Origin of the sequence: Streptomyces sp. ITFR-6 (assembly GCF_031844725.1) — a bacterium.
In the GTDB taxonomy this organism is placed as follows: Bacteria; Actinomycetota; Actinomycetes; order Streptomycetales; family Streptomycetaceae; genus Streptomyces.
In genome coordinates this window covers 3,696,621-3,721,683 of the sequence record NZ_CP134612.1, presented here as the reverse complement: position 1 = coordinate 3,721,683, position 25,063 = coordinate 3,696,621, and the positions used below count along the sequence as shown (strand labels likewise).

At 69.8% G+C, this 25,063-nt stretch carries 22 protein-coding genes; 11 read left to right on the top strand and 11 right to left on the bottom strand.

Features of this window, described 5'->3' with window-relative positions; all coding sequences use genetic code 11:
- The first annotated feature begins 47 nt into the window (after positions 1-47).
- Complete coding sequence (locus RLT59_RS16960; RefSeq protein ID WP_311304180.1) at positions 48-3,212, top strand: beta-galactosidase, LacZ type; 3,165 nt, start codon at positions 48-50, stop codon at positions 3,210-3,212.
- 248 nt (positions 3,213-3,460) lie between these two features.
- Positions 3,461-4,633 carry a hypothetical protein gene (locus RLT59_RS16955; RefSeq protein ID WP_311304179.1) on the top strand — a complete coding sequence of 391 codons (1,173 nt, stop codon included), beginning with the start codon at positions 3,461-3,463 and terminating at the stop codon, positions 4,631-4,633.
- Between the two features lie 30 nt (positions 4,634-4,663).
- Here the strand turns inward: RLT59_RS16955 and RLT59_RS16950 are convergent, their stop codons facing one another.
- On the bottom strand, positions 4,664-5,851 hold the full coding sequence (locus RLT59_RS16950; protein WP_311304178.1) for a low temperature requirement protein A: 1,188 nt from the start codon (positions 5,849-5,851) through the stop codon (positions 4,664-4,666).
- A gap of 488 nt (positions 5,852-6,339) precedes the next feature.
- Here RLT59_RS16950 and RLT59_RS16945 point away from each other — a divergent pair, with 488 nt between their 5' ends.
- From RLT59_RS16945 to RLT59_RS16925, 5 genes are all read left to right on the top strand, one after another.
- A complete protein-coding gene (locus tag RLT59_RS16945; RefSeq protein ID WP_311304177.1) occupies positions 6,340-6,603 on the top strand; it encodes a hypothetical protein in 264 nt (87 codons plus the stop codon).
- Positions 6,600-8,408: an alpha/beta hydrolase gene (locus tag RLT59_RS16940; protein ID WP_311304176.1), complete on the top strand. Its 1,809-nt coding sequence runs from the start codon at positions 6,600-6,602 to the stop codon at positions 8,406-8,408. The genes RLT59_RS16945 and RLT59_RS16940 overlap by 4 nt, the downstream gene beginning before the upstream one ends.
- The gene (locus tag RLT59_RS16935) at positions 8,408-8,965 is read left to right on the top strand and encodes a hypothetical protein (RefSeq protein WP_399126909.1); all 558 of its coding nucleotides are present in this window, start codon (positions 8,408-8,410) and stop codon (positions 8,963-8,965) included. Before RLT59_RS16940 ends, RLT59_RS16935 begins: the two co-directional genes overlap by 1 nt.
- Before the next feature lie 126 nt (positions 8,966-9,091).
- Positions 9,092-10,054, top strand: a complete 963-nt coding sequence (locus tag RLT59_RS16930) for a C40 family peptidase (protein ID WP_399126907.1) — start codon at positions 9,092-9,094, stop codon at positions 10,052-10,054.
- A 269-nt stretch (positions 10,055-10,323) separates the two neighbouring features.
- Positions 10,324-11,058: a phosphatase PAP2 family protein gene (locus tag RLT59_RS16925; RefSeq protein ID WP_311304173.1), complete on the top strand. Its 735-nt coding sequence runs from the start codon at positions 10,324-10,326 to the stop codon at positions 11,056-11,058.
- 88 nt (positions 11,059-11,146) lie between these two features.
- Here RLT59_RS16925 and RLT59_RS16920 read toward each other — a convergent pair whose 3' ends face one another.
- On the bottom strand, positions 11,147-12,751 hold the full coding sequence (locus tag RLT59_RS16920; protein WP_311304172.1) for an FAD-binding oxidoreductase: 1,605 nt from the start codon (positions 12,749-12,751) through the stop codon (positions 11,147-11,149).
- Positions 12,752-12,794: 43 nt separating this feature from the next.
- Entirely contained in the window at positions 12,795-12,980 is a 186-nt protein-coding gene (locus RLT59_RS16915; protein ID WP_311304171.1) for a hypothetical protein, read from the bottom strand.
- Between the two features lie 132 nt (positions 12,981-13,112).
- Between RLT59_RS16915 and RLT59_RS16910 the strand changes: the two genes are divergently transcribed.
- Both RLT59_RS16910 and RLT59_RS16905 read left to right on the top strand, forming a co-directional pair.
- Complete coding sequence (locus tag RLT59_RS16910; protein ID WP_311304170.1) at positions 13,113-14,099, top strand: SCO4651 family lipoprotein; 987 nt, start codon at positions 13,113-13,115, stop codon at positions 14,097-14,099.
- Between the two features lie 135 nt (positions 14,100-14,234).
- A complete protein-coding gene (locus tag RLT59_RS16905; protein ID WP_123527661.1) occupies positions 14,235-14,429 on the top strand; it encodes a hypothetical protein in 195 nt (64 codons plus the stop codon).
- Between the two features lie 59 nt (positions 14,430-14,488).
- On the opposite strand, the gene RLT59_RS16900 is transcribed toward RLT59_RS16905, so the two are convergent.
- The gene (locus tag RLT59_RS16900; protein ID WP_311304169.1) at positions 14,489-14,884 is read right to left on the bottom strand and encodes a metal-sensitive transcriptional regulator; all 396 of its coding nucleotides are present in this window, start codon (positions 14,882-14,884) and stop codon (positions 14,489-14,491) included.
- Positions 14,885-15,084: 200 nt separating this feature from the next.
- On the opposite strand from RLT59_RS16900, the gene RLT59_RS16895 reads away from it, so the two are divergent.
- Entirely contained in the window at positions 15,085-15,705 is a 621-nt protein-coding gene (locus RLT59_RS16895; protein ID WP_024493297.1) for a DUF47 domain-containing protein, read from the top strand.
- 5 nt (positions 15,706-15,710) lie between these two features.
- Positions 15,711-16,709, top strand: a complete 999-nt coding sequence (locus RLT59_RS16890) for an inorganic phosphate transporter (protein WP_311304168.1) — start codon at positions 15,711-15,713, stop codon at positions 16,707-16,709.
- A 157-nt stretch (positions 16,710-16,866) separates the two neighbouring features.
- Here the strand turns inward: RLT59_RS16890 and pstB are convergent, their stop codons facing one another.
- The 7 genes from pstB to RLT59_RS16855 form a co-directional block, all read right to left on the bottom strand.
- The gene (gene pstB, locus RLT59_RS16885; RefSeq protein ID WP_311304167.1) at positions 16,867-17,643 is read right to left on the bottom strand and encodes a phosphate ABC transporter ATP-binding protein PstB; all 777 of its coding nucleotides are present in this window, start codon (positions 17,641-17,643) and stop codon (positions 16,867-16,869) included.
- Positions 17,644-17,667: 24 nt separating this feature from the next.
- Entirely contained in the window at positions 17,668-18,750 is a 1,083-nt protein-coding gene (gene pstA / locus RLT59_RS16880; protein ID WP_311304166.1) for a phosphate ABC transporter permease PstA, read from the bottom strand.
- A complete protein-coding gene (gene pstC, locus RLT59_RS16875; RefSeq protein WP_311304165.1) occupies positions 18,747-19,739 on the bottom strand; it encodes a phosphate ABC transporter permease subunit PstC in 993 nt (330 codons plus the stop codon). Before pstC ends, pstA begins: the two co-directional genes overlap by 4 nt.
- A 136-nt stretch (positions 19,740-19,875) precedes the next feature.
- On the bottom strand, positions 19,876-21,003 hold the full coding sequence (pstS, locus tag RLT59_RS16870) for a phosphate ABC transporter substrate-binding protein PstS (protein WP_311304164.1): 1,128 nt from the start codon (positions 21,001-21,003) through the stop codon (positions 19,876-19,878).
- Positions 21,004-21,262: 259 nt separating this feature from the next.
- Positions 21,263-21,709, bottom strand: coding sequence for an NUDIX hydrolase (locus RLT59_RS16865; protein ID WP_311304163.1), 447 nt, complete (start codon positions 21,707-21,709; stop codon positions 21,263-21,265).
- Positions 21,706-22,692, bottom strand: a complete 987-nt coding sequence (locus tag RLT59_RS16860; protein WP_311304162.1) for a CHAD domain-containing protein — start codon at positions 22,690-22,692, stop codon at positions 21,706-21,708. The genes RLT59_RS16865 and RLT59_RS16860 overlap by 4 nt, the downstream gene beginning before the upstream one ends.
- Positions 22,679-24,934, bottom strand: a complete 2,256-nt coding sequence (locus tag RLT59_RS16855) for an RNA degradosome polyphosphate kinase (protein ID WP_311304161.1) — start codon at positions 24,932-24,934, stop codon at positions 22,679-22,681. Before RLT59_RS16855 ends, RLT59_RS16860 begins: the two co-directional genes overlap by 14 nt.
- Positions 24,935-25,063 lie beyond the last annotated feature (129 nt).

Genomic DNA, 25,063 nt, shown 5'->3' with positions numbered 1-25,063 from the left:
CCGTCTGATGGTGGTGGTTCTTGTTGCCTTCCGTTCGGAGTCGCTTCATGAGCGCATACCGTCCGAGCCGTCGTTCCGTCCTCTCGACCGGGGCAGCCCTCGCGGGCTGGGCCGTCTTCTCCGCGCAGAGACAGGCCTTCGCGGCGGAGGCCCCCGAGTGGGACGCGGAGCCGAGAGTGTTCCAGGTCGGCAGGGAGGCGGCACGGGCCCGGCTGGTCCCGTACGCGAACGGCTCCGACGCACTGCGCGGGAACATCGAGAGGTCGCCCTACTTCCGGTCGCTGAACGGGACCTGGCGCTTCAAGTGGTCCAAGAACCCCGACGCCCGGCCCACCGGCTTCGAGGCGCCCGGCTACGACGACGGCGGCTGGGACCGGATCCCCGTACCGTCGAACTGGGAGATCGAGGGCTACCCGGAGCCGATCTACCTCAACATCCGCTACCCGTGGATCGGCTACGAGACCCCGGACCCGCCCGCCGTTCCGCACGAATTCAACCCGGTCGGCTCCTACCGCCGCACCTTCACCGTGCCGCGCGACTGGTCGGGCCGGCGCACCCTGATCTCGTTCCAGGGCGTGAAGTCGGCGTTCTTCCTCTGGGTCAACGGCAAGCGGGTCGGCTACAGCGAGGACAGCTACACCCCCGCCGAGTTCGACATCACCGACCACGTGCGGCCGGGCGGCAACACCCTGGCCGTCGAGGTCTACCGCTGGTCCGACGGCAGTTGGCTGGAGGACCAGGACATGATCGACCTGTCCGGGATCTTCCGGGACGTCTATCTGTACGCGGTCGCGCCGGTCCATGTGCAGGACCTGTTCGTACGGACCGGGCTGGACGACGCGTACCGCGACGCGGTCCTCACGGTCACCGCGACCGTGCGCGACCGGGGCGGCGCCGGCGCGGCCGGCCACCGCATCGAGGCGGTGCTGTACGACGGACGGGGGCGCCGGGTCGGCCGTCCGCTCACCGGGGACGTCGACCCGAAGGGCTCGGCCGGGGACACCGAGGTGACGCTGAAGGCGGACGTCTCCGCGCCCGCGCTCTGGTCGGCCGAGGACCCCAACCTCTACACCGTGGTCGTCACGCTCACCGACGGCTCCGGGCGGACGGTCGACGTCCAGCGCACCCGCACCGGCTTCCGCGAGGTCGAGTACGGGCCCGGGAAATTCACCGTGAACGGCAGGCCCGTGATGTTCCGCGGCACCAACCGTCACGAGTCCGACCCCGACCACGGCCAGGCGGTCCGCGAGCCGCGGATGCTCCAGGACATCCTGCTGATGAAGCAGCACAACATCAACGCGGTGCGCACCTCGCACTACCCGAACAATCCGCGCTGGCTGGAGCTGTGCGACGAGTACGGCCTGTACGTCATCGACGAGACGAACCTGGAGACCCACGGAGTCCGCGACACCGTGCCGGCCTCCCTGCCGGAGTGGACCGACGCCTGCATCGACCGGATCCGTTCCATGGTCGAGCGCGACAAGAACCATCCGAGCGTCGTGGTCTGGTCGCTGGGCAACGAGGCCGGCGGCGGGTCCAACTTCCGGGCGATGGCCGACTGGGTGCACGCCAGGGACGCCTCCAGGCCCGTGCACTACGAGGGCATGAACGAGGTCGCCGACCTGCACAGCGAGATGTACACCAAGCCGGCGGACGTGGAGGCGTACGGCAAGTCGGGCAAGGAGACGCCCTTCATGCTGTGCGAGTACGCGCACGCCATGGGCAACAGCAGCGGCAACCTCAAGGAGTACTGGGACATCTTCGAGCGCTACCCGAATCTGCACGGCGCGTTCGTGTGGGACTGGGTGGACCAGGCGATCCGGCTCCCGGTGCCGGGCGACGCCAAGCACACCTACCTGTCGTACGGCGGGGACTGGAAGGACGGTTACCCGACCGACGGGATCTTCAGCTGTGACGGTCTGGTCGCCGCGGACCGTACGCCGCACCCCGGCCTGCTGGAGGTCAAGAAGGTCTACCAGCCGGTGGCGGTCGCCGCCTCGGACCTCGCGGCCGGGGAGGTGACGGTGCGGAACAAGCACCTGTTCAGCGGACTGGACGCGTACGAGCTGCGCTGGGACGTCAGCTGCGACGGGCGGAGTGTGCAGCACGGCAGGCTCGCGGCGCCGAAGGTGGCGCCCGGCGGTGAGGGCACCGTACGCATCCCGTACCGGAAGCCGGCGAAGCCCGAGCCGGGTGCCGAGTACTGGCTGAACGTCTCCTTCGTACTGAAGGCCAAGGCCACATGGGCGGAGGCCGGGCACACCGTTGCCGCCGAGCAGCTCGCGCTCGACTGGCACACCCTCGCCCCCGCGGACCCGGCCCCGGACACGCTGCCCGTCCTCACCCTCGACGAGACCGACGCACGCGTAAGGATCAGCGGGCGCGACGCGGAGGTGGTCCTGGACAAGTCCACCGGGACGCTGGCCTCGTACCGGGTGAAGGGCCGGCTGCTGCTGGCCGGCGGCCCGGTGCCGAACTTCTGGCGCGGGCCCACCGACAACGACACCGGCCGCGATGCCCAGAACACCCTGCGGACCTGGCGGGACGCCGGTACCGACCGCGAGGTGACCTCGATCAGGACCGGTCAGCCGTCGCCCGGAGTCGTCACCGTCGAGGTGGCGTGCACCCTGCCCACCGCACCGGCCACGTCCACCTGGACCACCGTGTTCACCGTCCGCGGGGACGGCGAGATCTGGGTCCGGCACACTCTGGAGGCCGCCGCGGGGCTGCCCGATCTGCCCATGGTGGGCGCGCTGCTGACCGTCCCCGAGGGCTTCGAGCAGATCGACTGGTACGGGCGCGGCCCGCAGGAGAACTACTGGGACCGGCGCACCGGCGCGTTCGTGGGCCGCTACCGCTCCACGGTGGACGCGCAGGTCGCGCCGTACGCCCGTCCTCAGCAGACCGGCAACATGACCGACGTACGCACGCTCTCGGTGACGGACCGCTCGGGTACCGGACTGCTGGTACGGGCCGACCCCGGCGACGGCGAACCCATGCTGGAGACGAGCGTCCTGCACTACTCGCCGTTCGACCTGGAGGGGCCGAAGCACCCCTACGAGCTCAAGCGGCGCGACGAGACCGTCCTGGGCGTCAACCACCGGCAGATGGGGGTCGGCGGCAACGACTCCTGGGGTGCCCCGCCGCTTGAGGAGTACCTGCTGCACGCCGGGCGCACGTACACCTACGCCTACCGCTTGCGGTCCGCGTAGCGGAGCCGGACACCGCCGGCCCGGGAAGTGGGTGATGCCCCGGGCCGGCGGGCGTCCGGCCGCCTTCGCGGCACCCTGCGGGCGGATACCGTTCTCTCCTGGTCCCGGATGCCGGTGGTGCGGCGCGGCAGGCGTGATTCGTCGTGAGGTCGTGAGGTCGTGACGCCATGAGGTCGTGACGTCGCGACCTCATGGCGTCACGACGTCGGTGCCCGTGTCCTCGACGGCTGACCCGCGTTAGGAGAGATGTGCCCAAGACTGTCATCTCGCAAGAGACTGCCGCCTCGAAGCCCGTCGAACCCACCCTGCCGCCCTTTCTGCTGACGCACCGGCAGGGGGAGGCCGCACGCGCGCTCCTGTCGTACGTGGCCGAGCTGCCGCTCGCGTCCGTCGACGCGCAGTTCCTCGCCGTCGTCGTGGCCATCCGGGCCGCACGGGGTGGTGTCGGCAACGTCACCGGCACCGACGTGCGCTCGCTGCGGCTGGAGGATCCGCGCCATGCCGTGGCCGATCTGGAGGCCGCCGGATGGGAGGTACCCGGTCCGCTGGTCGACGGGGACCAGGACGTCCCGGTGGGGATCAGGGTGCCGGAGATGAGCCGGGAGGCGGGCCACCCGCTGCCCCTGGGCAAGGGCACACGGTCGCGGGTGTCGGGATGGGCCATGCGCGCGCGGATCGCGAAGCCGGTCAAGAAGGCGTCGCCGGCGATCCGACTGGCGGCCCTGTTCCTGGCCGCCCACAGCACCTCCGAGCTGCACGGCCGTATCCCCGGCCACCTGCCGGAGGCCTGCCGCGCCGCCGTGCCCGAACTCGCCGCCAAGGGGTTCCTCGCGGAGCTCTCCGGCGACGCGTACCGCCTCGACCCGGTGGTACGTCACCTCGCGGGCAGGTTCCGTACCCCCGAGGAGATCGCGGAGGAGGCGCGCGTCGAGGCGAGCCGCCCGCCTGCGGACCCGGAGCCGGACCAGATCACCCCGGCCGCGTGGGACGCGTGGAAGTCCGGTACGAGTCCGGCTCTGCGGCGGCACGTGGAGGCGGTCGAGCACTGCGCCCTGTGCCGGTTCTCCACGGGCCGGGTGGCGAAGGCGTTCATGTACCCCCCGGCCGACATCCCCGCCCCCCGGTCCGTACTCACCGCCTACGACGCCTGGGAGGACGGCCATCCCGACCGTGGCCCGCAGGCCGCAGGCTTCGCCGCCGCCTTCCGCGCGGAACACGGGCACGGCCCCTCGTACGGGCAGTTGTGCAAGGGCCTCGGCTGGAAGCTGTCACGCTCGCTGCGCGGCTTCGTCGTGCACCGGATCGTCGCGGAGGACTGGCTGACAGACACCTCGCCGGTGCCGTGGACGCTGCGTCCGGGCCGGGTCGCCCGGGCCCACGGGATCGCCCTGCCGGGGCAGTCGGCGCGCACCACTCGCTGAACGTGGCGCTGTTGCTGTTGCTAGTGCTGTTCAGGGCGACGCCTTCGTGGCGCCGCGTGCGGAGAAGGTCAGCTTCGCCGCGATGAGGAGTGCGGCGAGGATGCCCGTGACCAGGACGGGCGAGGGAGCGAACGTCGCGGCGAGGATGGCGGCGACCGCGACCGGGTGCACGACGTCGGCGGCGTCGATCCGCACCGGGGTGGGGTGGTGCAGCAGCCACACGAGGATGACGAAGAGCGCGACCGGAACGGTGTAGACCGAGGCCGCCGCGTGGTCGGAGAGGTGGCCGTGGCCCGTGGCGTGGGCGACGTTGAGGGCGAGGCCGGCGCCGACGGCGGCCGCGGAGGCGAAGACGAAGTAGTGTCCGTAGCCCCAGAGGAGCGCGACGCGGAGGGTGGTGAGCCGCCGGGGCGCGCTCTGTGCGAAGTACAGCCACCACAGGGCGAACACGGTCAGGATCCCTCCGACGACGATCGCGGCGAGGTCACCGAGCGCCGCGTGGGTGTCGAGGGAGGCCCGTACCGCACCGGTGGCGGCGGTGATCGACTCACCGAGCACGATCAGCGTGAACAGTCCGTACCGCTCCGCGATGTGGTGCGGGTGCCAGGTGGTGGTGGCCGCCCGCTCGGCCCATACGGGGACGGCGATCTCCGCGACCACGAGGACCGCGAACGTCGCGAGTCCGCTGCTTTCCGGCAGGGCGAGGCGTACGACCCAGCCGGCCTGCACCACGAGGATTCCCACGGCGTAGCGCAGGCAGCTGCGGCGCCGTTCGGGATCGGCGCGGGCGGCGCGCAGCCACTGGGCCACCATGGCCAGCCGCATGATGACGTAGCCACAGGTGATGACCGTGAAGTCCTCGTGCTGGACCGCCTCGGTCGCGCCGGCGGCCAGGACGAGTGCGCCGGTGATCTGCAGGAGGGTGAGCAGCCGGTACGGCACGTCGTCGGTGTCGTACGCGGAGGCGAACCAGGTGAAGTTCATCCAGGCCCACCAGATCGCGAAGAACACCATCGCGTAGCCGAGGACGCCGTGGCCGATGCGCCCCTCCGCCAGTTCGTGCTCGAACGCCGTCGCCGCCTGGGCGACGGCGGTGACGAAGCAGAGGTCGAAGAAGAGCTCCAGCATGGTCGCGGTGCGGTGCTGCTCGTCGGCCGGGCGGGCGACCATCGGGCGGAGCCAGGCGGACTCGTTGCGGGCGGGTTGGGAATGGCTCATGGGGGCGCATTCTTCCCGCTGGGGGTGGCGGGGGGCGTACAGCCACGCCCCGGCTGTGATGGGCGCTCTCTCTTGGTGCGGGCAAGGGCGCGTCGTTCTACCCGTGGATGTCCAAGACCCCGACTCGGGTGTGACGCATCGCGCGGGGTGTGAACCGGTCCACCGTTCGGGTGATCCCCGAGTGGCGGGACCGGCCTGAGAGGCCCGGGGAGCAGGGCATTTCCCGCTCTCCGGGCCTTTGCGCGTCGTCCGGTCCGGCGTGTCGCGGTCGCCCGTTTTGGCACAGTGCCGCTCCACGATCAAGGAACGGGGTGAGCGGTGTGAGCGGTGTGACTGGCATGGCCGTGGTGGGGCAGCCCGGGGGGCGGCAGAGGCTGAGCGACCTGGTGGGCGGGTCTGGCCGGTCGGGTGCGGCTGGTGGTTCTGCTGGGGATCAGCTTCGGCACAGCGGAGGGGTGTGGGTCCGGGCGGCCGGGGGTGCGGAGGGGATGGCCGTGCACCTCGGGCCGGTGAAGGCGGAGCTCGCGGCGGCGCACGAGGGACTGCTCGCCGGTACGGCCGGGCTGAGTGCCCTCGCGGAGCTGGGGAGCGTACGGGAGTCGTGGGAGCGGCGCTTCGAGTCCGCGCGCCGGGAGTGCGGGTCCCTGGCGGGGAACCTGCGGGGCGTCGCACGGGCCCTGGGCGAGACGAACGAGACCGTGAAGTCGTCCTTCAACCCCGTGGCGAGGACGGAGTGGGGAGTCGTACGTTGACGCCGCCGCCGAGTTTTACTCTGACCTGGGCACAGTTACGGGACCTGAGGTGCGCCGAGCTGGAGGGTGCGGCCGACGGATGGGGAAAGGCGAGCAACCGCGCCGACGCCGGACGGGACCGGATCGAGAAGCAACTGCTGAACGGCCTGCGCGAGACCCAGCGCGGCGCGGCGGCGGACGCGGCGGTCGGCAGGCTGCGGCAGCTGGGCCAGAACCTGCAGTACGTGTACACGGAGTGCGGCTTGGTCCGTACGGCGCTGAACAGCCTCGCCCACGAGATGAGGGCGCAGCAGCGGGCGTTGCGGGACGCGCTGGACGATGCGGAGGCGCTGAGGTTCACCGTCCACGCGGACGGCTCGGTGACGTACCCGGAGGCGGGGGAGGGCCTGGTCGACGGTAAGCCGTTGCCGGGTGGCACGGCCTCGGTCACGGCGTCACCGGGACTGCTGCCGCCGTCGGGACTGCCGGCGCCGAACCCGAACGCGGGCAAGGCGCAGGACATCGCGGACCGGGTCACGAAAGCCGTACGGACGGCGGCCGAGATCGACTGGCGGTTCGCCGGAATCCTGCGGGACCTGAAGGCCGAGGAGGGCCTGAAGGTCCCGGACCGGACGTGGACGGACGCGGCGGGGGACGCGGCAGCGGTACGGGAGGTGGCGCGCGGCTACCTGAAGTCGGGCATCCCGCGCGATGCGAGCCCGGCTGCGCGCATGGCGTGGTGGGCGGGCCTGACGGACGAACAGCGCGAGGAGTACCTCGCGGTGTACCCGGACCAGATCGGCAACCTGGACGGCATCCCGGCCCTGGTCCGCGACACGGCCAACCGCGACAACCTCCAACTGCTGATCGGCAAGCTGGAGGGGCAGGACGACTCGGACGCGGAAACGAAGCTGGCGGGGCTGCGAGAGATCGACCGGCAGTTGAGTGCGGGCCACAGACCTGGAGAGCCGCCCATGTACTTGCTTGGCATCGGAGACCAGGGGAATGGTCGGGCAATTGTTTCGTTCGGCAATCCAGATTCTTCTAGGAATGTTGCCACCTACGTTCCAGGATTGAATACGTCGCTCGATAAGGAATTCGCGAGTAGCGATCTGAAGCGGGCGCGCGATACGGCGATTGGTGCCCGATACTATGATTCATCGAGTGCGGCAATGGTCTGGCTTGGTTACGACGCACCTCAGTCGATCGATGGGATTGACAGCCTTGATGTCATGGGGAGCGAGAGGGCGGAGAAAGGGGGTGGCACCTTCAATCGATTCATGGATGGCATTTCGGCTACGAATGAGCATGAGGACCCGCATTTGACGGCAATTGGTCATTCGTATGGCTCGCGCACTGTGGGGGCGGCCGCTCAAGAAGGAGGTGGGATTCCAGGGGTCGACGATATTGTTCTGGTTGGAAGTCCCGGGGTCGGCGTAGACCGAGCTGAGGATCTCGGAGTTGGAAAGGAGCATGTCTTCGTGGGTGCGGCAGAGAACGATGTCGTGACCAAGCTTCCATCCAAGCGGCAGAGTGCTGCTGGTGCAGCTGTTTGGATGACGGGGCCGGTTGGCGGGTATCTCCTCGGTGATCTCGCAGACCAGGGGGATGATGATCTCTGGTTCGGTAAGGACCCTGCCAGTAGTGCTTTCGGTGCTCGGCGTTTTCAGGTTGATGAAGGGCCAAAGTTGGTGAGCGCCGAGGGCGTTTCGATCGATGCGCACTCTCGCTACTTCGATCCGGATAGGGGTGCGGTGTCGGCAAATAGTATTGCACTTGTGGCGGCCGGCCGATCGGACAAGTTGAAGGCCGAGGAGTATCGATGATGCGTGGTGCCGCCAAGGTGGTCATGTTGCTGGCATCGTGTGCGTTAATCTCTTCATGTGTCGGTAGTGGTGGAAAATTTAACGAAGACGAAGAGGTTGGCATGGACATACAGGAAGCTGCCGAGCATGCCGATGGGCTGTTAAATGATGTACTGAAGGAGATTCGTCCAGAGGTGCAATGGACCCACGGTCCGACAACCACGGGGAGCTGCGATGTGACTCGGAGGAGGGCGATTATGACCATTGTCTCCGCTGAGCGGCGTGGGAGCTTCTTGGGCCTGGTTGAGCGATTCTGGAGGAAGAATAACTACAAGATCAAGGCCATTAATAATGATCTAGATGTCCCGGCAATTTTCGCGCAGACGAGGGACGGCTTCGGGGTCAGCCTGATCGTCGGAGGCCAAGGGCAGGTCTTTCTTGAAGTCGACAGCCCGTGTGTCCGGGAGTCGGAGGTCGCTGAGCCCATGACTGCGCCGAACGGTCCGAGTTACGCGGACGCTGAAGTCATCCCTCGCCCCAACGTCCGCTCCGACTTCTGGTCCGCCGGAGCGCCCTGATGCTCCATCAGTGACCCCGATGACTCGCACACACCGTCGAAAACACCCATGAAGCCCTCCCCGATGGGGGAAGGTTGAGGGGTGCGGAAATTTTGGTTGGTGGGTGGGATCGGCGTCGGGGCCGCCATGTGCTTCGTGGCGTTGCTCGTTGTCGGGACGTACTCCGCCGCAGCCGGCCTCGGGGGCGGCGGTGGCGGGGCTGTCGGGCTGGCCAAGGGAGCCGTGCCGGCCAAGTACCAGCCGCTCGTGGAGAAGTGGGGCAACCTCTGTCCCGCCATCAACCCCGCCCTCCTCGCCGCCCAGCTGTACCAGGAGAGCGGCTGGGACCCGGGCGCCAAGAGTCCCGCCGCCGCGCAGGGCATCGCGCAGTTCATCCCCGGGACCTGGGCCGGACACGGCATCGACGGGGACAACGACGGCGACCGGGACGTCTGGGATCCCGCCGACGCGATTCCTTCCGCCGCCTCGTACGACTGCGAACTGGCCGGGTACGTGAAGAAGGTTCCGGGGGACGCGACCGACAACATGCTGGCCGCCTACAACGCGGGCGCGTACCGGGTGATCAAGGCGGGCGGGGTCCCGGGCATCTCGGAGACCGAGAACTACGTCAAGATCATCCGGTCCCTGGAGAAGAGCTTCGCCGAACCCGTGGGCCGGGTGCAGCCCTCTCAGCAGGCCGCGGGTGCCATCTACTTCGCGCAGAAGAAGCTCGGGACGAAGTATCTGTGGGGCGGCAACGGCACGGCGGAGCAGGGCGGACGGTTCGACTGCTCGGGGCTGACGCAGGCCGCGTACCGGACGGTGGACATCGAGCTGCCGCGGGTGGCGAACGATCAGTACAACGCCGGACCGCACCCCTCGCGCGACGAGTTGCTCCCCGGTGACCTGGTCTTCTTCTCCGACGACCTGGCCAACTCGCGCGCCATCCACCACGTGGGCCTGTACGTTGGCGGCGGGTACATGATCAACGCGCCGTACACCGGTGCCGTGATCCGGTTCGACAAGATCGACTCGCCCGACTACTTCGGTGCGACACGCGTCACAAAGGACGGTGCCGCGGCCCTTCCGACCACGCAGCCGGCCGCCTGACCGGTGGGCGGCGGTGGCCGGAACTCTCTGTGAAGCCTGGGCCCTGAGCTGCGACGATGAGTCACTCTTCGATAACGTCATGGTGATCATTCGGTGGAGAGTGGAACGTACGCACGGAACGCGTCGTTCTCTGGTTGGACCGGGGCAGCGGCCACTGACCGAGCGTCGTCCCACGTACGTGATCGAAGCGAACACGGGGGTTCGTCAAAGCGGTGCACATGGGTGTGTGCCGCGGTATCAGCAGCAGACAAGGCAAGGGGCCGCGGCAGATGGCTGGACTCGCACTGGATGGGTCAAACCCCGACGTCAGCCTGCTCTACGACATCAACGGGCTCGCCAAGTCCGCTCCGACCTGGTTCGACAAGGTCATGGAGTTCATCGGCGAGTACGGGATCATGCTCGGCATGGTCCTGGTGGTCCTGTGGTGCTGGTGGAGTGCCCGTCGGCGCGGGACCCCCGAGGACTCGGTGACGGCTGTCTCCGGAATCGTGTGGGCGCCGCTCGCCGCGGGCATCGCCCTGCTGATCAACATCCCGATCCGCGGCTTCGTCGAACGGCCGAGGCCGTTCAAGGACCACCAGGGCCTCGAAGTCCTGGTGAACGGGAAGAACGACTTCTCCTTCGTGAGTGACCACGCCACGATGGCGATGGCCCTCGGCGTCGGGCTCTTCGTGGCGAACCGCAAGTTCGGCATCGCGGCGATCGGGCTCGCGTTGCTGGAGGGCTTCTGCCGGATCTACATGGGCGTTCACTACCCGACCGACGTCATCGGCGGATTCGCCCTCGGCACGGCCGCGGCGCTGCTGCTCGCCCCGCTCGCGATGATGCTGCTGGCCCCCCTCGTGGGTGCCGTCTCCCGGTCTCCCCGGGCGGGCAGGCTCGTACGGTCGCGCCGGGCGCTGTCGGCGGCGGGGACCGAGAGCCGCGGCGAGGCGCTCGGGATTCCCGAGCCGCGGCCGGGCTCCGGCGGCGGCGGTGACGGCGAGAAAGGGCTCGCGGCGTAGAAACGCGGAGTCCTGACGGGAATTGTTATGCGCCGTCGTGACGCGGAGTCGTGCGGGGCTTCCTGGTCGGGAAGCCCCGCACGGTCGTTCAGAGCGACTGCGGGAACGTGAAGGCGCCGTCCGGGTCGTACCGCTTCTTCACCTCGCCCAGGCGGGCGGCGGCCGAGCCGTAGTAGGCCTTCCGCCAGTCCGTCAGTGCCGGGTCCGCGTAGTTCTGGTAGGCCGCTCCGGATGCGTACCGGCGCAGCGCGGAATGGGTGTCTTTCAGCCAGTTCTGTTGTGGGCTGCCTGATGTGTTGGGACGCCAGGCGCCGATGTACTGGGCGAGCACCCGTGAGTTCCGGTGGACGAACGCCGTGGCCTGCGGGTCCACCCGGTTGATCGCCCCGCCCAGCGCGGTGAGCGCGATCGATCCGCCGCCGCCCTCGGCCGTGCCGAGCCGGGTGAAGGCCTCCGTCCGGTCGAGGAGGGCCTGGACGCCGGCCGGGGGCAGGGCGTGGTCGTAGAAGTCGGACGCGGCCGCGTACGTCTCGCGCTGGAGCGTGCCCTGCGAGGTGCGGCCGGGCGTGGTGCCCGGCAGATGGCACTGGGCGTCCGTGATGCCCGAGCAGCCCGCGTAGATGAGCATCGCCTCCTGGTAGCTGCGGCGGCGCAGCGAGACGGAGGAGGCGGGCGCGCCGATCCGGTCGGCGAGGCGGTCGACGGCGTTCTGCAGGTCGCCGTACGTGCCGAGGCTGAAGGCCGAGACCGTCACGGTCGGGTTTCCGCCGCCGGGGCCCGCCGCGAGGTGTGCGGAGGACCAGATCTCGTCCGGCTGGTCCGGCCCCCACTCCTGCCAGGCGGTGATGACGGACCGGGCGCGCGACCAGGGCCAGGACATGTACGCGGTGACGGTCTGCGGGGCCGGGCGGGTGCGGAAGCGGAGTTCGGTGACGACGCCGAAGTTGCCGTTGCCCGCGCCGCGCAGCGCCCAGAAGAGGTCCGGGTGGTGTTTGGCGTCGGTGGTGAGGGTCTTGCCGTCGGCGGTGACGATGGTCGCGGCGGTCAGGCTGTCGCAGGTCAGGCCGTATGCGCGGGCCGCGACCCCGTGGCCGCCGCCGAGGGTGAGGCCGGAGATCGCGACCGTGGGGCAGGAGCCGCCGGGGATGGTCACGCCGTGTGCGGCGAGGCCCTGGTAGACGTCGAGGAGCCGGGCGCCCGCGCCGATCGTGCCGTCCCCGCCGACGCGGGAGAGTGACGAGACGTCAATGACGAGCCTGCCGTTGCCGCTCGACCAGCCACCGTAGGAGTGGCCGCCGCTGCGGATGGCGACGGGTGTGGAGCTGCGCCGGGCGAAGGCCAGGCACTCGCGGATGTCGTCCTCGTGCCGGACGTAGGCGACCGCGGCCGGTTTCTGTTTGTCGTAGCGGGTGTTGTAGAGCTGACGGGCGGTCGGATAGGACGCGTCGTCGGGGCGTACGACGGGGCCGTCGAGGCTCTTGGCCAGCGCAGGCCAGTCCGCCGGGCCGGAGGGCGCGGTCGTCGACGGGGACGCGGAGGTGCCCGTCGGCGACGGTCCGCCCGTCCTCGTGGCCGGGGTCGAGCCGCCGGTGGGCGTGGAGGAGCCGGTGTCGTCGCAGGCGGTGGCGGTGACGCCGGTGAGTGCGGCGGCGGCGCCCGCGGTCAGGACGGTGCGCCGGTTCGGCAGGGTCATCGGACCTCCGGAGTGGGGGGAACGGGTGCGGCCGGTGGTCCGGTCAGGGGGCGGCGCGGTGTGCGTCGGCGTCGGCGCGGGCCCGGTCGCGGGATCTGCGGGCCGGCCCGGACCAGCCGCAGCCGCATCGGGCGGTGCAGAACGAGCCGCGTTCGACGGTGGTGGGTTCGTGGGCGGGCCGGGCCGGTGGGAGGGCCGGTGGAACCTCTGCGGTGTGTTGGTCATACACGCGTCCACGGTACTGGGCGGGGCCGTCCGGCGGTGAGGGGTGGGCGGGCGGCGTTACGGGGGACAGGGGCCGTCGTTATCCGGAACGGGTGGGGGCTCGGGCAAGCGGCACGGCGTTGGGGGTTGGCAGGCGATGGTGGTGCAGCAGCACAGATCCGGAGGCGGGGCGCGCGCTGTGTGCGCCCTCGCCGCGATGGGCGTGATGGCGGCGGCCGCCGGTTGCTCGGGCGGTGGCGGCGACCGGGCCGCGGCCGACGACCGGGCCGGGCCCGGAGCCGTCGAGGCGGTGCGGCAGGCGGCCGCGGTGCTCACCGGGACGGACGCCGACGGCGCGTCCCCCGCCCCTGTCACCGGGAAACCCGGCGCCACCCGCGGGGCCGGGGACCCGCCCGCCCAGACCGGGGCCGGCGCCGGCGCCGCCACGAAGCCCGGCGTCGCCACGAAGTCGGGCACCACCGCCAAGGTGAGTACGTCGATGGAGACGGCGGCGGGCGGTACCCGGGTGACGATCAGGGGCCGGGGGACGTACGACTTCCGCAGCCGGTCCGGCCGGCTCGAGGTGGTGCTGCCGCAGGACGCCGTGGGCAAGGAGGAGCACCTGCCCATCACGGAACTGCTGGCCCCCGGCGCGCTCTACATGATGAACCGCGGCGCCGGGGTGCCCAAGGACAAGTGGGTCCGGATCGACACGACAACCCTGGCCGACGGCAACCTGGTGACCGGCGGGGCGACCGATCCGATGGCCGCGGCCGAGCTGCTGCTCGGGGCGCGTGCGGTGACGTACCTGGGCGAGAGCGATCTGGCCGGGGTGACGGTGCGGCACTACCGGGGGACCACGGACATCGGGCGGGCCGCGCGGCAGGCGCCGGCGGCCTCACGGGGTGCGCTGACGGCGGCGGCGAAGGGGTTCCGTACGGACACCGTGCCGTTCGACGCGTATCTGGACGAGCAGGGGCGGCTGCGCAAGGTGCGCCACCGGTTCAGCTTCGCCAACGAAGGGCCCGCGGTGGAGGTGGTGTCGACGACGCTGCTGTACGGGTTCGGGGTGCCGGTGTCCGTGAGGATCCCGGCCGGGCGCGACATCTACACCGGTGAGATCCGGCAGGGGCAGCAGCCGTGACCGCCACGGACGGGGCCGGCCGGGGGCTGTTCCGTAGGCATCTCGCTGAGGCGAAATGGTCCGTCCGTGCCATGCGCGGTGTGTGGTGCGCTCCCTACCCTAGGAACTCGGCGACGGCGGTGAGAGGTGAGTGACGTGGTGACGCTCAGCGCACGGACCGTATCGGACCATGTGGCACTCGCCGAGATCGAGCTGTGCGGGGAGCTGATGATCGCGGCGTCGGCGGCGATCGGGGAACGCCTCAGTGCGGACCGTATCGACGAGGTGCTCGATGTGAAGGTGATCACTGAACGCACCACCGTTCCCCGGCAGGGAGAGCACCGGGGCTGACGGGGCGGGCAAGGCGGGGGTGCGGGGCAGCACCCCACGCGGGGGTGAGCAGCGGTGGCTCAGGTGCGCAGCAGCCGGGCGATGGCCTTGGTGGCCTCCTCGACCTTCGCGTCGATCTCCTCGCCGCCCTTGACCGCCGCGTCCGCGACGCAGTGCCGCAGGTGCTCCTCCAGCAGCTGGAGCGCGAAGGACTGGAGCGCCTTCGTGGACGCGGAGACCTGGGTGAGTATGTCGATGCAGTAGACGTCCTCGTCGACCATGCGCTGCAGGCCGCGGATCTGGCCCTCGATGCGACGCAGGCGCTTGAGGTGCTCCGCCTTCTGGTGGTGGTAGCCGTGTATGCCCCGGTCGTGATCGGTGACGATCTCGACCGCCGGAACGGCGGCGTCCGCCGGGCTCGTGGCGTCCGCGGTGTCCGGTGACCGGTCCGCCCCGGCGGCCTCGGTGGTGGTCATTGCTGCCTCCCATTTTCCCTTTACCCTGCCGTTTATATACCCCTGGTGGGTATATCCTAACGAATTCAGCTGAAACGTGACCGGGGTCCCGTGCTGATCACTGTGCCTGATGCGCGACACTGAAGAATGCCGGTTAGCCGTGGCCGGATGATGCGCCTAGCATCAGCCTGACCGAATCCAAAGCATCCCGAGGACCCCACGTGCGCTTTCGTCTGACCCCCAGGGAGACGAGCTTCTACGACATGTTCTCCGCGTCTGCGGACAACATCGTCACGGGCTCGAAACTCCTGATGGAACTGCTCGGGGCGGATTCTGCCTCCCGAGTCGAGATCGCGGAGCGTATGCGGGCAGCGGAGCACGCGGGGGATGACGCCACCCACGCGATCTTCCACCAGCTGAACTCCTCCTTCATTACGCCGTTCGACCGCGAGGACATTTACAATCTCGCGTCGTCGCTCGACGACATCATGGACTTCATGGAGGAGGCGGTCGACCTGGTCGTGCTGTACCAGGTCGATGAGCTCCCGAAGGGTGTCGAGCAGCAGGTCGAGGTGCTGGCACGGGCGGCGGAACTGACCGCCGCGGCGATGCCGAACCTGCGGACCATGGACAACCTCACCGAGTACTGGATCGAGGTCAACCGCCTGGAGAACCAGGCCGACCAGATCCACCGCAAGCTGCTCGCGCAACTCTTCAACGGCAAGTACGACGCCATGGAGGTGCTGAAGCTGAAGCAGATCGTGGACGTGCTGGAAGAGGCTGCCGACGCATTCGAGCACGTCGCGAACACGGTGGAGACCATCGCGGTCAAGGAGTCCTGAACCACGTGGACACCTTTGTGCTGATCGTGACCATCGGCGTCGCGCTCGGCTTCACGTATACGAACGGCTTCCACGACTCCGCGAACGCCATCGCGACCTCCGTCTCCACCCGGGCGCTCACCCCGCGTGCGGCACTGGCGATGGCGGCGGTGATGAACCTCGCCGGCGCGTTCCTCGGCAGCGGGGTCGCGAAGACCGTCAGCGAGGGCCTGATCGCGACGCCCGAGGGCGACAAGGGGATGGGAATCCTCTTCGCCGCGCTGGTCGGCGCGATCATCTGGAACCTGGTCACCTGGTACTTCGGCCTGCCGTCGTCGTCCTCCCACGCCCTGTTCGGCGGCATGGTCGGCGCGGCGCTCGCGGGCGGGACGCTGGTGCACTGGATGGGCGTGCTCGACAAGGTCGTCATCCCGATGTTCATCTCGCCGGTGATCGGCCTGGTGGTCGGCTATCTGGTGATGGTCGCCATCATGTGGATGTTCCGGAAGTCCAACCCGCACAAGGCCAAGCGCGGTTTCCGGATCGCGCAGACGGTGTCGGCCGCGGGCATGGCGCTCGGTCACGGTCTCCAGGACGCGCAGAAGACGATGGGCATCGTGGTGATGGCCCTGGTCATCTCCGGCCACGAGACGTACAGCGACCCGATTCCGGTCTGGGTCAAGCTCGTCTGCGCGCTGATGCTGTCGCTGGGTACGTACGCGGGCGGCTGGCGCATCATGCGTACGCTCGGCCGCAAGATCATCGAGCTGGACCCGCCGCAGGGCTTCGCCGCGGAGACGACGGGGGCGTCGATCATGTTCGGCTCCGCGTTCCTGTTCCACGCGCCGATCTCGACGACGCATGTCATCACCTCGGCGATCATGGGTGTGGGTGCCACGAAGCGGGTGAACGCGGTGCGGTGGGGTGTCGCGAAGAACATCATCCTGGGGTGGTTCATCACGATGCCGGCCGCGGCGCTTGTCGCTGGCGCCAGCTACGGGGTTGTGTTCCTGCTCTTCGGGTGACGGGTGCGCCGGGCGGGCGCTTTGTCCTCAATCGCCGGGCGGGCTTGAAGGTGTATGTGGGTCCGCCCCGCTCTCCTGTGGAGAGCGGGGCGGACCCTTCGCCTTGTGGTGGCACCGCCATGCAGCACCCCAAGGCCGTCTGTGGGAGTGGTCCGGCTCAGCCGAAGCGGCCGGAGATGTAGTCCTCCGTGGCCTGGACCGACGGGTTGGAGAAGATCCGCTCCGTCTCGTCTATCTCGATCAGCTTGCCGGGCATGCCGACCGCCGCGAGGTTGAAGAACGCGGTGCGGTCCGAGACCCGGGCCGCCTGCTGCATGTTGTGCGTCACGATGACGATCGTGAAGCGCTCCTTCAGTTCACCGATCAGGTCCTCGATGGCGAGGGTGGAGATCGGGTCGAGGGCGGAGCACGGCTCGTCCATCAGCAGCACGTCCGGTTCGACCGCGATCGCGCGGGCGATGCACAGCCGCTGCTGCTGACCGCCGGAGAGACCGGAGCCGGGCTTGTTGAGCCGGTCCTTGACCTCGTTCCAGAGGTTCGCGCCGCGCAGCGACTTCTCCACGATGTCGTTGAGGGCGCTCTTGCGGTAGTTGCCGTTCAGCCGCAGGCCCGCCGCGACGTTGTCGAAGATCGACATGGTGGGGAACGGGTTCGGGCGCTGGAAGACCATGCCGACCGTGCGGCGCACGGTGACCGGGTCGACGTTGGCCCCGTACAGGTTCTCGTCGTCCAGCAGCACCTTGCCCTCGACGCGGCCGCCGGGGGTGACCTCGTGCATCCGGTTCAGGGTGCGCAGGAAGGTGGACTTGCCGCAGCCGGACGGGCCGATGAACGCGGTCACGGAGCGAGGTTCCACGGTCATCGAGATGTCGTCGATCGCCTTGTGGCTGCCGTAGTAGGCCGACAGTCCGCTGATGTCTATGCGCTTGGCCATCTGAATCACTGCTTTCTGCTGGCCTCAGCGGCCGGTCTTCGGGGCCTTCCAGCGGGCGATGCCGCGGGCCACCAGATTGAGGATCATGACGAAGGCGATCAGGACCAGGGCGGCGGCCCAGGCGCGGTCGTACGACGCGGTCTCACCGATCTTGTACTGCTCGTAGATGTAGAACGGCAGCGAGGACTGGGCGCCTTCGAAGGGGTTCGGGTTGATCAGCTGGCTGCCGAAGACCAGCAGGATGATCGGGGCGGTCTCGCCGGCGATCCGGGCGATGGCGAGCATGACGCCGGTGGCGATGCCACCGATCGCGGTCGGCAGGACCACCTTCAGGATGGTGCGCCACTTCGGGATGCCGAGGGCGAGGGAGGCCTCGCGGAGCTCGTTCGGTACGAGCTTCAGCATCTCCTCCGTGGAGCGGACCACGACCGGGATCATCAGGATCGTCAGGGCCAGCGCGCCCATCAGGCCGGAGGGTTCGAGACCCGCGATCAGCATGATCGAGAGGATGAAGAGGCCGGCCACGATGGACGGGATGCCCGTCATCACGTCGACGAAGAAGGTGACGGCCCTGGCGAGCGGGCCCTTGCCGTACTCCACCAGGTAGACCGCGGTGAGCAGGCCGAGCGGGGCGGAGATCACCGTCGCGATGCCGACCTGTTCCAGCGTGCCGATCAGTGCGTGGTAGACACCGCCGCTGTCCTCGGAGCCGAGCACACCGGCCATCGAGTGGGTCAGGAAGTAGATGTCCAGCCGTCCGGAGCCGCGGCTGACGGTCGTCCAGAGCAGCGAGGCCAGCGGGACGACGGCGATCAGGAAGCAGACCCACACCAGGCTGGTGGCCAGGCGGTCCTTGGCCTGTCGCCGGTTCTCCACGACGCTGGTCGCGACGTACGAGATCACCAGGAAGAACAGCGCGGAGATCAGGCCCCACTGGACGCGGCTGTGCCAGCCGGCGGCCGCGCCGAGGCCGATGCCCAGGGCGATCGAGACGGCGGCGAAGCCGAGCGGTGCCAGGCGGGGCAGCGTACGGCTGCTGAGGCTGTTGTGCCGTGCGGGCGGTATCGGCGTCTGGCGGTCCTGGACGCTGGTGGATGCGTGGCTCATGCGTTGGCCCCCGAGTACTCCTTGCGGCGGGCGATGATGAGCCGCGCGGCGCCGTTGACCAGCAGGGTGAGGACGAAGAGGACCAGGCCGGAGGCGATCAGGGCGTCCCGCCCGAACGCGTCGGCCTCGCCGAACTTCGCGGCGATGTTCTGGGCGAACGTCCCGCCGCCCGGGTTGAGCACGTGCAGCGAGATGAGGAAGTTCGGGGACAGCACCGTGGCGACGGCCATCGTCTCGCCGAGCGCCCGGCCCAGGCCCAGCATCGACGCGGAGATCACGCCGGAGCGGCCGAAGGGCAGCACCGAGAGGCGGATGACCTCCCAGCGGGTGGCGCCGAGGGCGAGCGCGGCTTCCTCGTTCATCTTCGGGACCTGGAGGAAGACCTCGCGGCTGACGCTGGTCACGATCGGCAGGATCATGATCGCGAGCAGGATGCCGACGGTGAAGAGCGAGCGGGCGACGCCGACCTCGGTCTTCTCGAAGATGTACGTCCAGCCGAAGAACTGGTCGAGCCAGAGGTTCAGGCCTTCGAGATACGGCACCAGGACGAGCGCGCCCCAGATGCCGTAGACGATGCTGGGCACCGCGGCGAGCAGATCGACGACGTACGCGATCGGGCCGGCCAGCTTGCGCGGCGCGTAGTGCGAGACGAAGAGGGCGATGCCGACAGCGATCGGAACCGCGATGACCATCGCGATGATCGAGCTGACGACGGTCCCGAAGAGCAGGACGGCGATGCCGAAGACGGGGGGACTGCCTGCCGGGTTCCAGTCGAAGGTGGTGAAGAAGTTGCCTTCGTCCCCGGAGATGGCGATGGCGGCGCGGTAGCTGAGGAACACGGCGATCGACGCCATGAGCACGAGCAGCAGGATGCCGGAGCCCTGTGACAGGCCCAAAAATATCCGGTCGCCGAGGCGCCCGGTCGGCCGGGGGCGGGATCGCCCGCCCGGCCGGGCCGGTGGTGTCTCTGTCTGTGTGGTGGAAGCCATGGTCTTTCCGGTCTGTGTGGGGGAGCTGAGTGCTCCCCTGGCGGCGGTGCACCGGATGGGGGTGGTGGTGGCCGCCGGTCCGGAGGGGTGTGCCGGACCGGCCGCCTGTCGCGTGTGTCTCTGTGTGCGGGCCGGGTTACGAGAGGCCGGCGACCGTCTCACGAACCTTGGTGCTGATCGCCTCGGGGATCGGGGCGTAGCCGGCCTCGGTGAGGAGCTGCTGGCCCTCGGTGGAGGCGGTGTAGGTCAGGAAGGACTTGACGGTGCCGAGGGTGTCGGCCTTGTTGCCGGTGTCGCAGACGACCTCGTACGTCACCAGGACCAGCGGGTAGGCGCCCTCGGCCTTGGTGGTGTAGTCGAGGTCGAGCGCCAGGTCCTTGCCGGTGCCCGTGACCTTGGCGGCGGCGATGGCCTTGGAGGCGTTCTCCGAGGAGGCCTTGACCGGGGCGGCGCCGCCGGTGTTGATGTCGACCGTGGTGATCTTCTGCGAGGCGGCGTAGGAGAGCTCGAAGTAGCCGATCGCCCCGTCGACCGCCTTCACCTGGGTGGCGACGCCGGAGGAGCCGGACGCGGCCTGGCCACCGGGGGCCGGCCACTTCTTCTCGGCCTCGTACTTCCAGTCGCTCGGGGCGGTGGCGGCGAGGTACTTGCCCAGGTTCTGGGTGGTGCCGGAGTCCTCGGAGCGGTGGAAGGGCTGGATGGCCTTGTCCGGGAGCTTGGCGCCGGGGTTGAGCTTGGTGATCGCCGGGTCGTTCCACTTCTTGATCTTCGTGTCGAAGATCTTGGCGAGGGTGGGGGCGTCCAGCGTCAGGCTGTCGACACCTTCGAGGTGGAAGCCGACCGCGATCGGGCCGCCGACCATCGGGAGGTTGATGCCCTGGCCGGTCTTGCAGATCTTCTTCGAGTCGGCGACCTCTTCGGGCTTCAGCGCCGAGTCGGAGCCGGCGAAGCCGACGGTGCCCTGGTTGAAGGCGACGATGCCCTCGCCGGACGAGGAGGAGTTGTAGTTGATCTCCACGCCGGAACAGGCGGCCATGTAGTCCTTGACCCACAGGTCCATGGCATTCTTCTGGGCGCTGGAGCCGGAGGCGCGCAGCTGGCCCTTGGCGCCGTCGCACTTGACGTTCGAGGCGGCCTTCGTCTTGCCGCCGGTGTCGCCGCCGCTGTTGTTGTCCGAACCGCACGCCGTGAGGACCAGGGCGCCGGAGACGGCGAGGGCACCGAGCGCGGTGGCACGAAGCCGGTTCTTGCGCTGAAGCTTCACTTTCGGGTGTTCCTTCCAGGAGCCGCCGCGATTGATTTCGTTCCACGACGGCGTGCGAGGTGGTGGGCCGTGCGGAAGTCATTGCCGGTGCGGTCTGTGCCTCGCACCGTGTACTGCCGAAATTAGGCAGAACAGGTGAAGCGGTCTGCGGGGGTGAGTGAACGGGAGGTGAACCGTGTCGGGCGGCCTGGTTCCGCCGCCGGGACGGGCCGGATCGGCCGGGTCACGCGTTCGGAAGGGTTACGCGTTAGGCCCCGGGTTACGCCTTCGGCAGGGTGCGCAGGGACTGGGCCGTGTCCAGCAGGGCGCGGTCGCGCGGGTGGGTCAGGCGGGCGCGGGCGGCCTCCGGCGGGAGCCACAGCACGGCGTCAACCTCACGGTTCGGCACGAAGGAGCCCGCCGTGGCCTCGGCGGACCAGTACGTGACCTCCTTCGGGCGCCCGTTCGCGATGTACCGGACCATGGGCAGCACGGCGCCCGGCACGCAGTGGTGGCCCGTCTCCTCCAGTACCTCGCGCAGCGCCGCGTCCCTCGGGGACTCGCCGCGCTTCAGCTTGCCCTTGGGGAAGGACCAGTCGTCGTAACGCGGCCTGTGCACGAGACAGAGCTCGACACCGACGGCAGGCCCACCGGTATCGGCCACGGCGGCCGGGGCCGGGCGGCGCCACAGCACGCACCCCGCCGCCCGTACCACCGTGCCGTTCACCGTGCGGTCACGGCCGCCGCGTACGGCCAGGTCTCCCGGAACACCGCGCGCGCCGCCTCCACCTCGTGGCGCTGGTCGGCGTGGAGCACGCCCAGGGCGTACGCGGTCGCCGGTGCGATGCGTGGCGTACGGGCGGCGGAGGCCGCCGCCGAGGCCGCCTCCGCCGCGTCCCGGTGCAGATCGAGGGCGTGCCCCGGGCCGGCCAGGACCGGGTCGGGGGCGCCGCGCACCACCTCGTGGGCGTACCGGTGCAGGCGCAGCAGCAGCCGGGTCCGGTGCCAGGACGCGTCCTGCGCCTCGTTGTACGGCTCGGCCGCGGTGCCGGAGGCGAGGGCGGCCACCGCGCCGAGGAGCCGCTGTTCGGCCCGGTCCGCGGGCTCGGCCAGCAGTTCGGCGGCGGGGGCGGAGGCGGCGGGGGCGAGCGGGACCTCGGAGGCGAGCAGCGCGACCGCGTCGGCCACCGCGTGGAAGCGGGAGGAGCCGAGGGCCTGGAGTGCGGCGGAGTGCGCGCGGGTCCGGGCGAGGGTCAGCTGCCGTTCCAGCAGTGCGCCGGCGCGCGCCGCACCGACGCCGAGGCCGGCGCGCTCCTTCGGGGCGCTGCTGCCGGAGGAGGTGCGGGCCGCCGGCAGGGGCGTCCCGGACAGTCCGTGCAGTGCGTCGAGGAGCCGGTTCAGCCGGTCCGCGTAGGCGTGCTCGCGGGCGAGCGTGCCGGACAGCCAGGCCAGTTCGGTGCGCAGCTGCTCGGCCCAGAGCGGGTCGAGCGCGGCGCGGAAGGTGTGCAGGGTGCCGCCGATCCGGCGGGACGAGCGGCGCAGCGCGGCGGCGGTCTGCTCCGCGGCCTGTGGACCGGCGTCCGTGGGGGCACTGTTCTCGCGGTGCAGGCGCAGACTCCGCAGGAAGTCCGCTGCCTGCGCCCGGAGATACGGTGCGAGCACCGCCCCCGCGGTCACGTCCGTCTGGGTCTGGTGGTCAGGGCGTCGCACGCCGGCGCCTCCGGGCGTCAATGAGCATTTCCTGTACGTGCCGCAGCGGCCGGCCCTCCGCGTCCGTGGCGTGCCGGGTCCAGTTTCCGTCGGGGCCCAGGTGCCAGGAGGAGGTGGTGTCGGCCATGCCCGTCTCCAGGAGGCGGCTGAGCGCGGCCCGGTGGGCGGGGTCGGTGACCCTGACGAGGGCCTCGATGCGGCGGTCGAGGTTGCGGTGCATCATGTCGGCGCTGCCGAACCAGACTTCGGGTTCGCCGCCGTTGCCGAAGGAGAACACCCGGGAGTGTTCGAGGAAGCGGCCGAGTATCGAGCGGACCCGGATGTTCTCGGAGAGGCCGGTGACGCCGGGGCGGATCGCGCAGATGCCGCGTACCCAGATGTCGACCGGGACGCCTGCCTGCGCGGCCCGGTAGCAGGCGTCGATGATCGCTTCGTCGACCATCGAGTTGACCTTGATGCGTACGTAGGCGGGGCGGCCGGCCCGCTGGTGCGCGATCTCCTTGTCGATCCGGGCGATCAGTCCGTCGCGCAGCGACTTGGGGGCGACCAGCAGCCGCCGGTAGGTCTCGCGGCGGGAGTAGCCGGAGAGCCGGTTGAAGAGGTCGGAGAGGTCCGCGCCGACCTGCGGGTCGGCGGTGAGCAGGCCGAGGTCCTCGTACAGCCGGGCCGTCTTGGGGTGGTAGTTGCCGGTGCCGACGTGCGAGTAGCGGCGCAGGGTGTCGCCCTCCTGGCGGACGACGAGCGAGAGCTTGCAGTGCGTCTTGAGGCCGACGAGCCCGTAGACGACGTGGCAGCCCGCCTCCTCCAGCTTGCGCGCCCACTTGATGTTGGCCTGCTCGTCGAAGCGGGCCTTGATCTCGACGAGTACGAGGACCTGCTTGCCGGACTCGGCGGCGTCGATGAGGGCGTCCACTATCGGGGAGTCGCCCGAGGTGCGGTACAGCGTCTGCTTGATCGCGAGGACGTCCGGGTCGCCCGCCGCCTGTTCCAGGAAGGCCTGGACGGAGGTGGAGAAGGAGTCGTACGGGTGGTGCAGCAGGACGTCGCGTTCGCGCAGGGCGGCGAAGATGTCGGGCGCGGAGGCGGACTCCACCTCGGCGAGGTCGCGGTGGGTGCCCGCGATGAACTTGGGGAACTTCAGCTCCGGCCGGTCCAGCGACGCTATGCCGAAGAGGCCGGTGAGGTCGAGCGGTCCGGGCAGCGGGTAGACCTCGGCGTCGGACACCTTCAGCTCGCGGACCAGCAGGTCCAGCACGTACGGGTCGATGGACTCCTCGACCTCCAGCCGGACCGGCGGGCCGAAGCGGCGGCGCATCAGCTCCTTCTCCAGGGCCTGGAGGAGGTTCTCCGCGTCGTCCTCCTCGACCTCCAGGTCCTCGTTCCTGGTGACCCGGAACATGTGGTGCGCGAGCACCTCCATGCCCGGGAAGAGCTCCTCCAGGTGGGCGGCGATGACGTCCTCGATGGGGACGTAGCGCTGCGGGGAGGCCTCCAGGAAGCGGGTCAGCAGCGGCGGGACCTTGACCCGGGCGAAGTGGCGGTGGCCGCTGACCGGGTTGCGTACGACGACGGCGAGGTTGAGCGAGAGCCCGGAGATGTACGGGAAGGGGTGCGCCGGGTCGACCGCCAGGGGCGTCAGTACGGGGAAGACGCGCTGCCGGAAGAAGGTGAACAGGCGGGCCTGCTCCTTCTCGGTCAGCTCGGGCCAGCGGATCAGCTGGATGCCCTCGTCGGACAGGGCGGGGGCGACGTCCTGCTGGTAGCAGGCGGCGTGCCGGGCCATGAGTTCGCGCGAACGGGTCCAGATCAGGTCGAGGACCTCGCGGGGCTGCAGACCGGACGCGGAACGGGTGGCGACACCCGTCGCGATGCGGCGTTTCAGACCCGCCACCCGGACCATGAAGAACTCGTCCAGGTTCGAGGCGAAGATGGCGAGGAAATTAGCCCGTTCGAGGAGGGGGGTCGAGGGGTCCTCGGCCAGTTCCAGAACGCGTTCGTTGAATGCGAGCCAGCTGCGTTCGCGGTCCAGGAACCGGCCCTGCGGCAGCTCGTCCCCGTCGACATCGGGCTCGTACGCGTCGGCGTCGGCGTCGATGTCGGGGTCCAGATCGGCCGCCGTGGACAGGGTGGAGCCTGCGTGCGCGGGGGTGGCGACGGCGTGCGGCCGGTGGGCGGCGAGGGAGCCGACGGACGGCTGAGCGGCGGGCTGGACCGGGACCTCGGAGCTGGGCTGCTGGCTCATGGGCCCATTCTTCCGCGCGGAGTGCTCCGGGGGCGCGTCGGAGGGGGTGAGATCGCGGAGATCGCACGGTCGGCGCGTTCTCTGCCGGGAATTCTCCCGTTGCGGGGGGACGGCACAGCTGGCTGCATC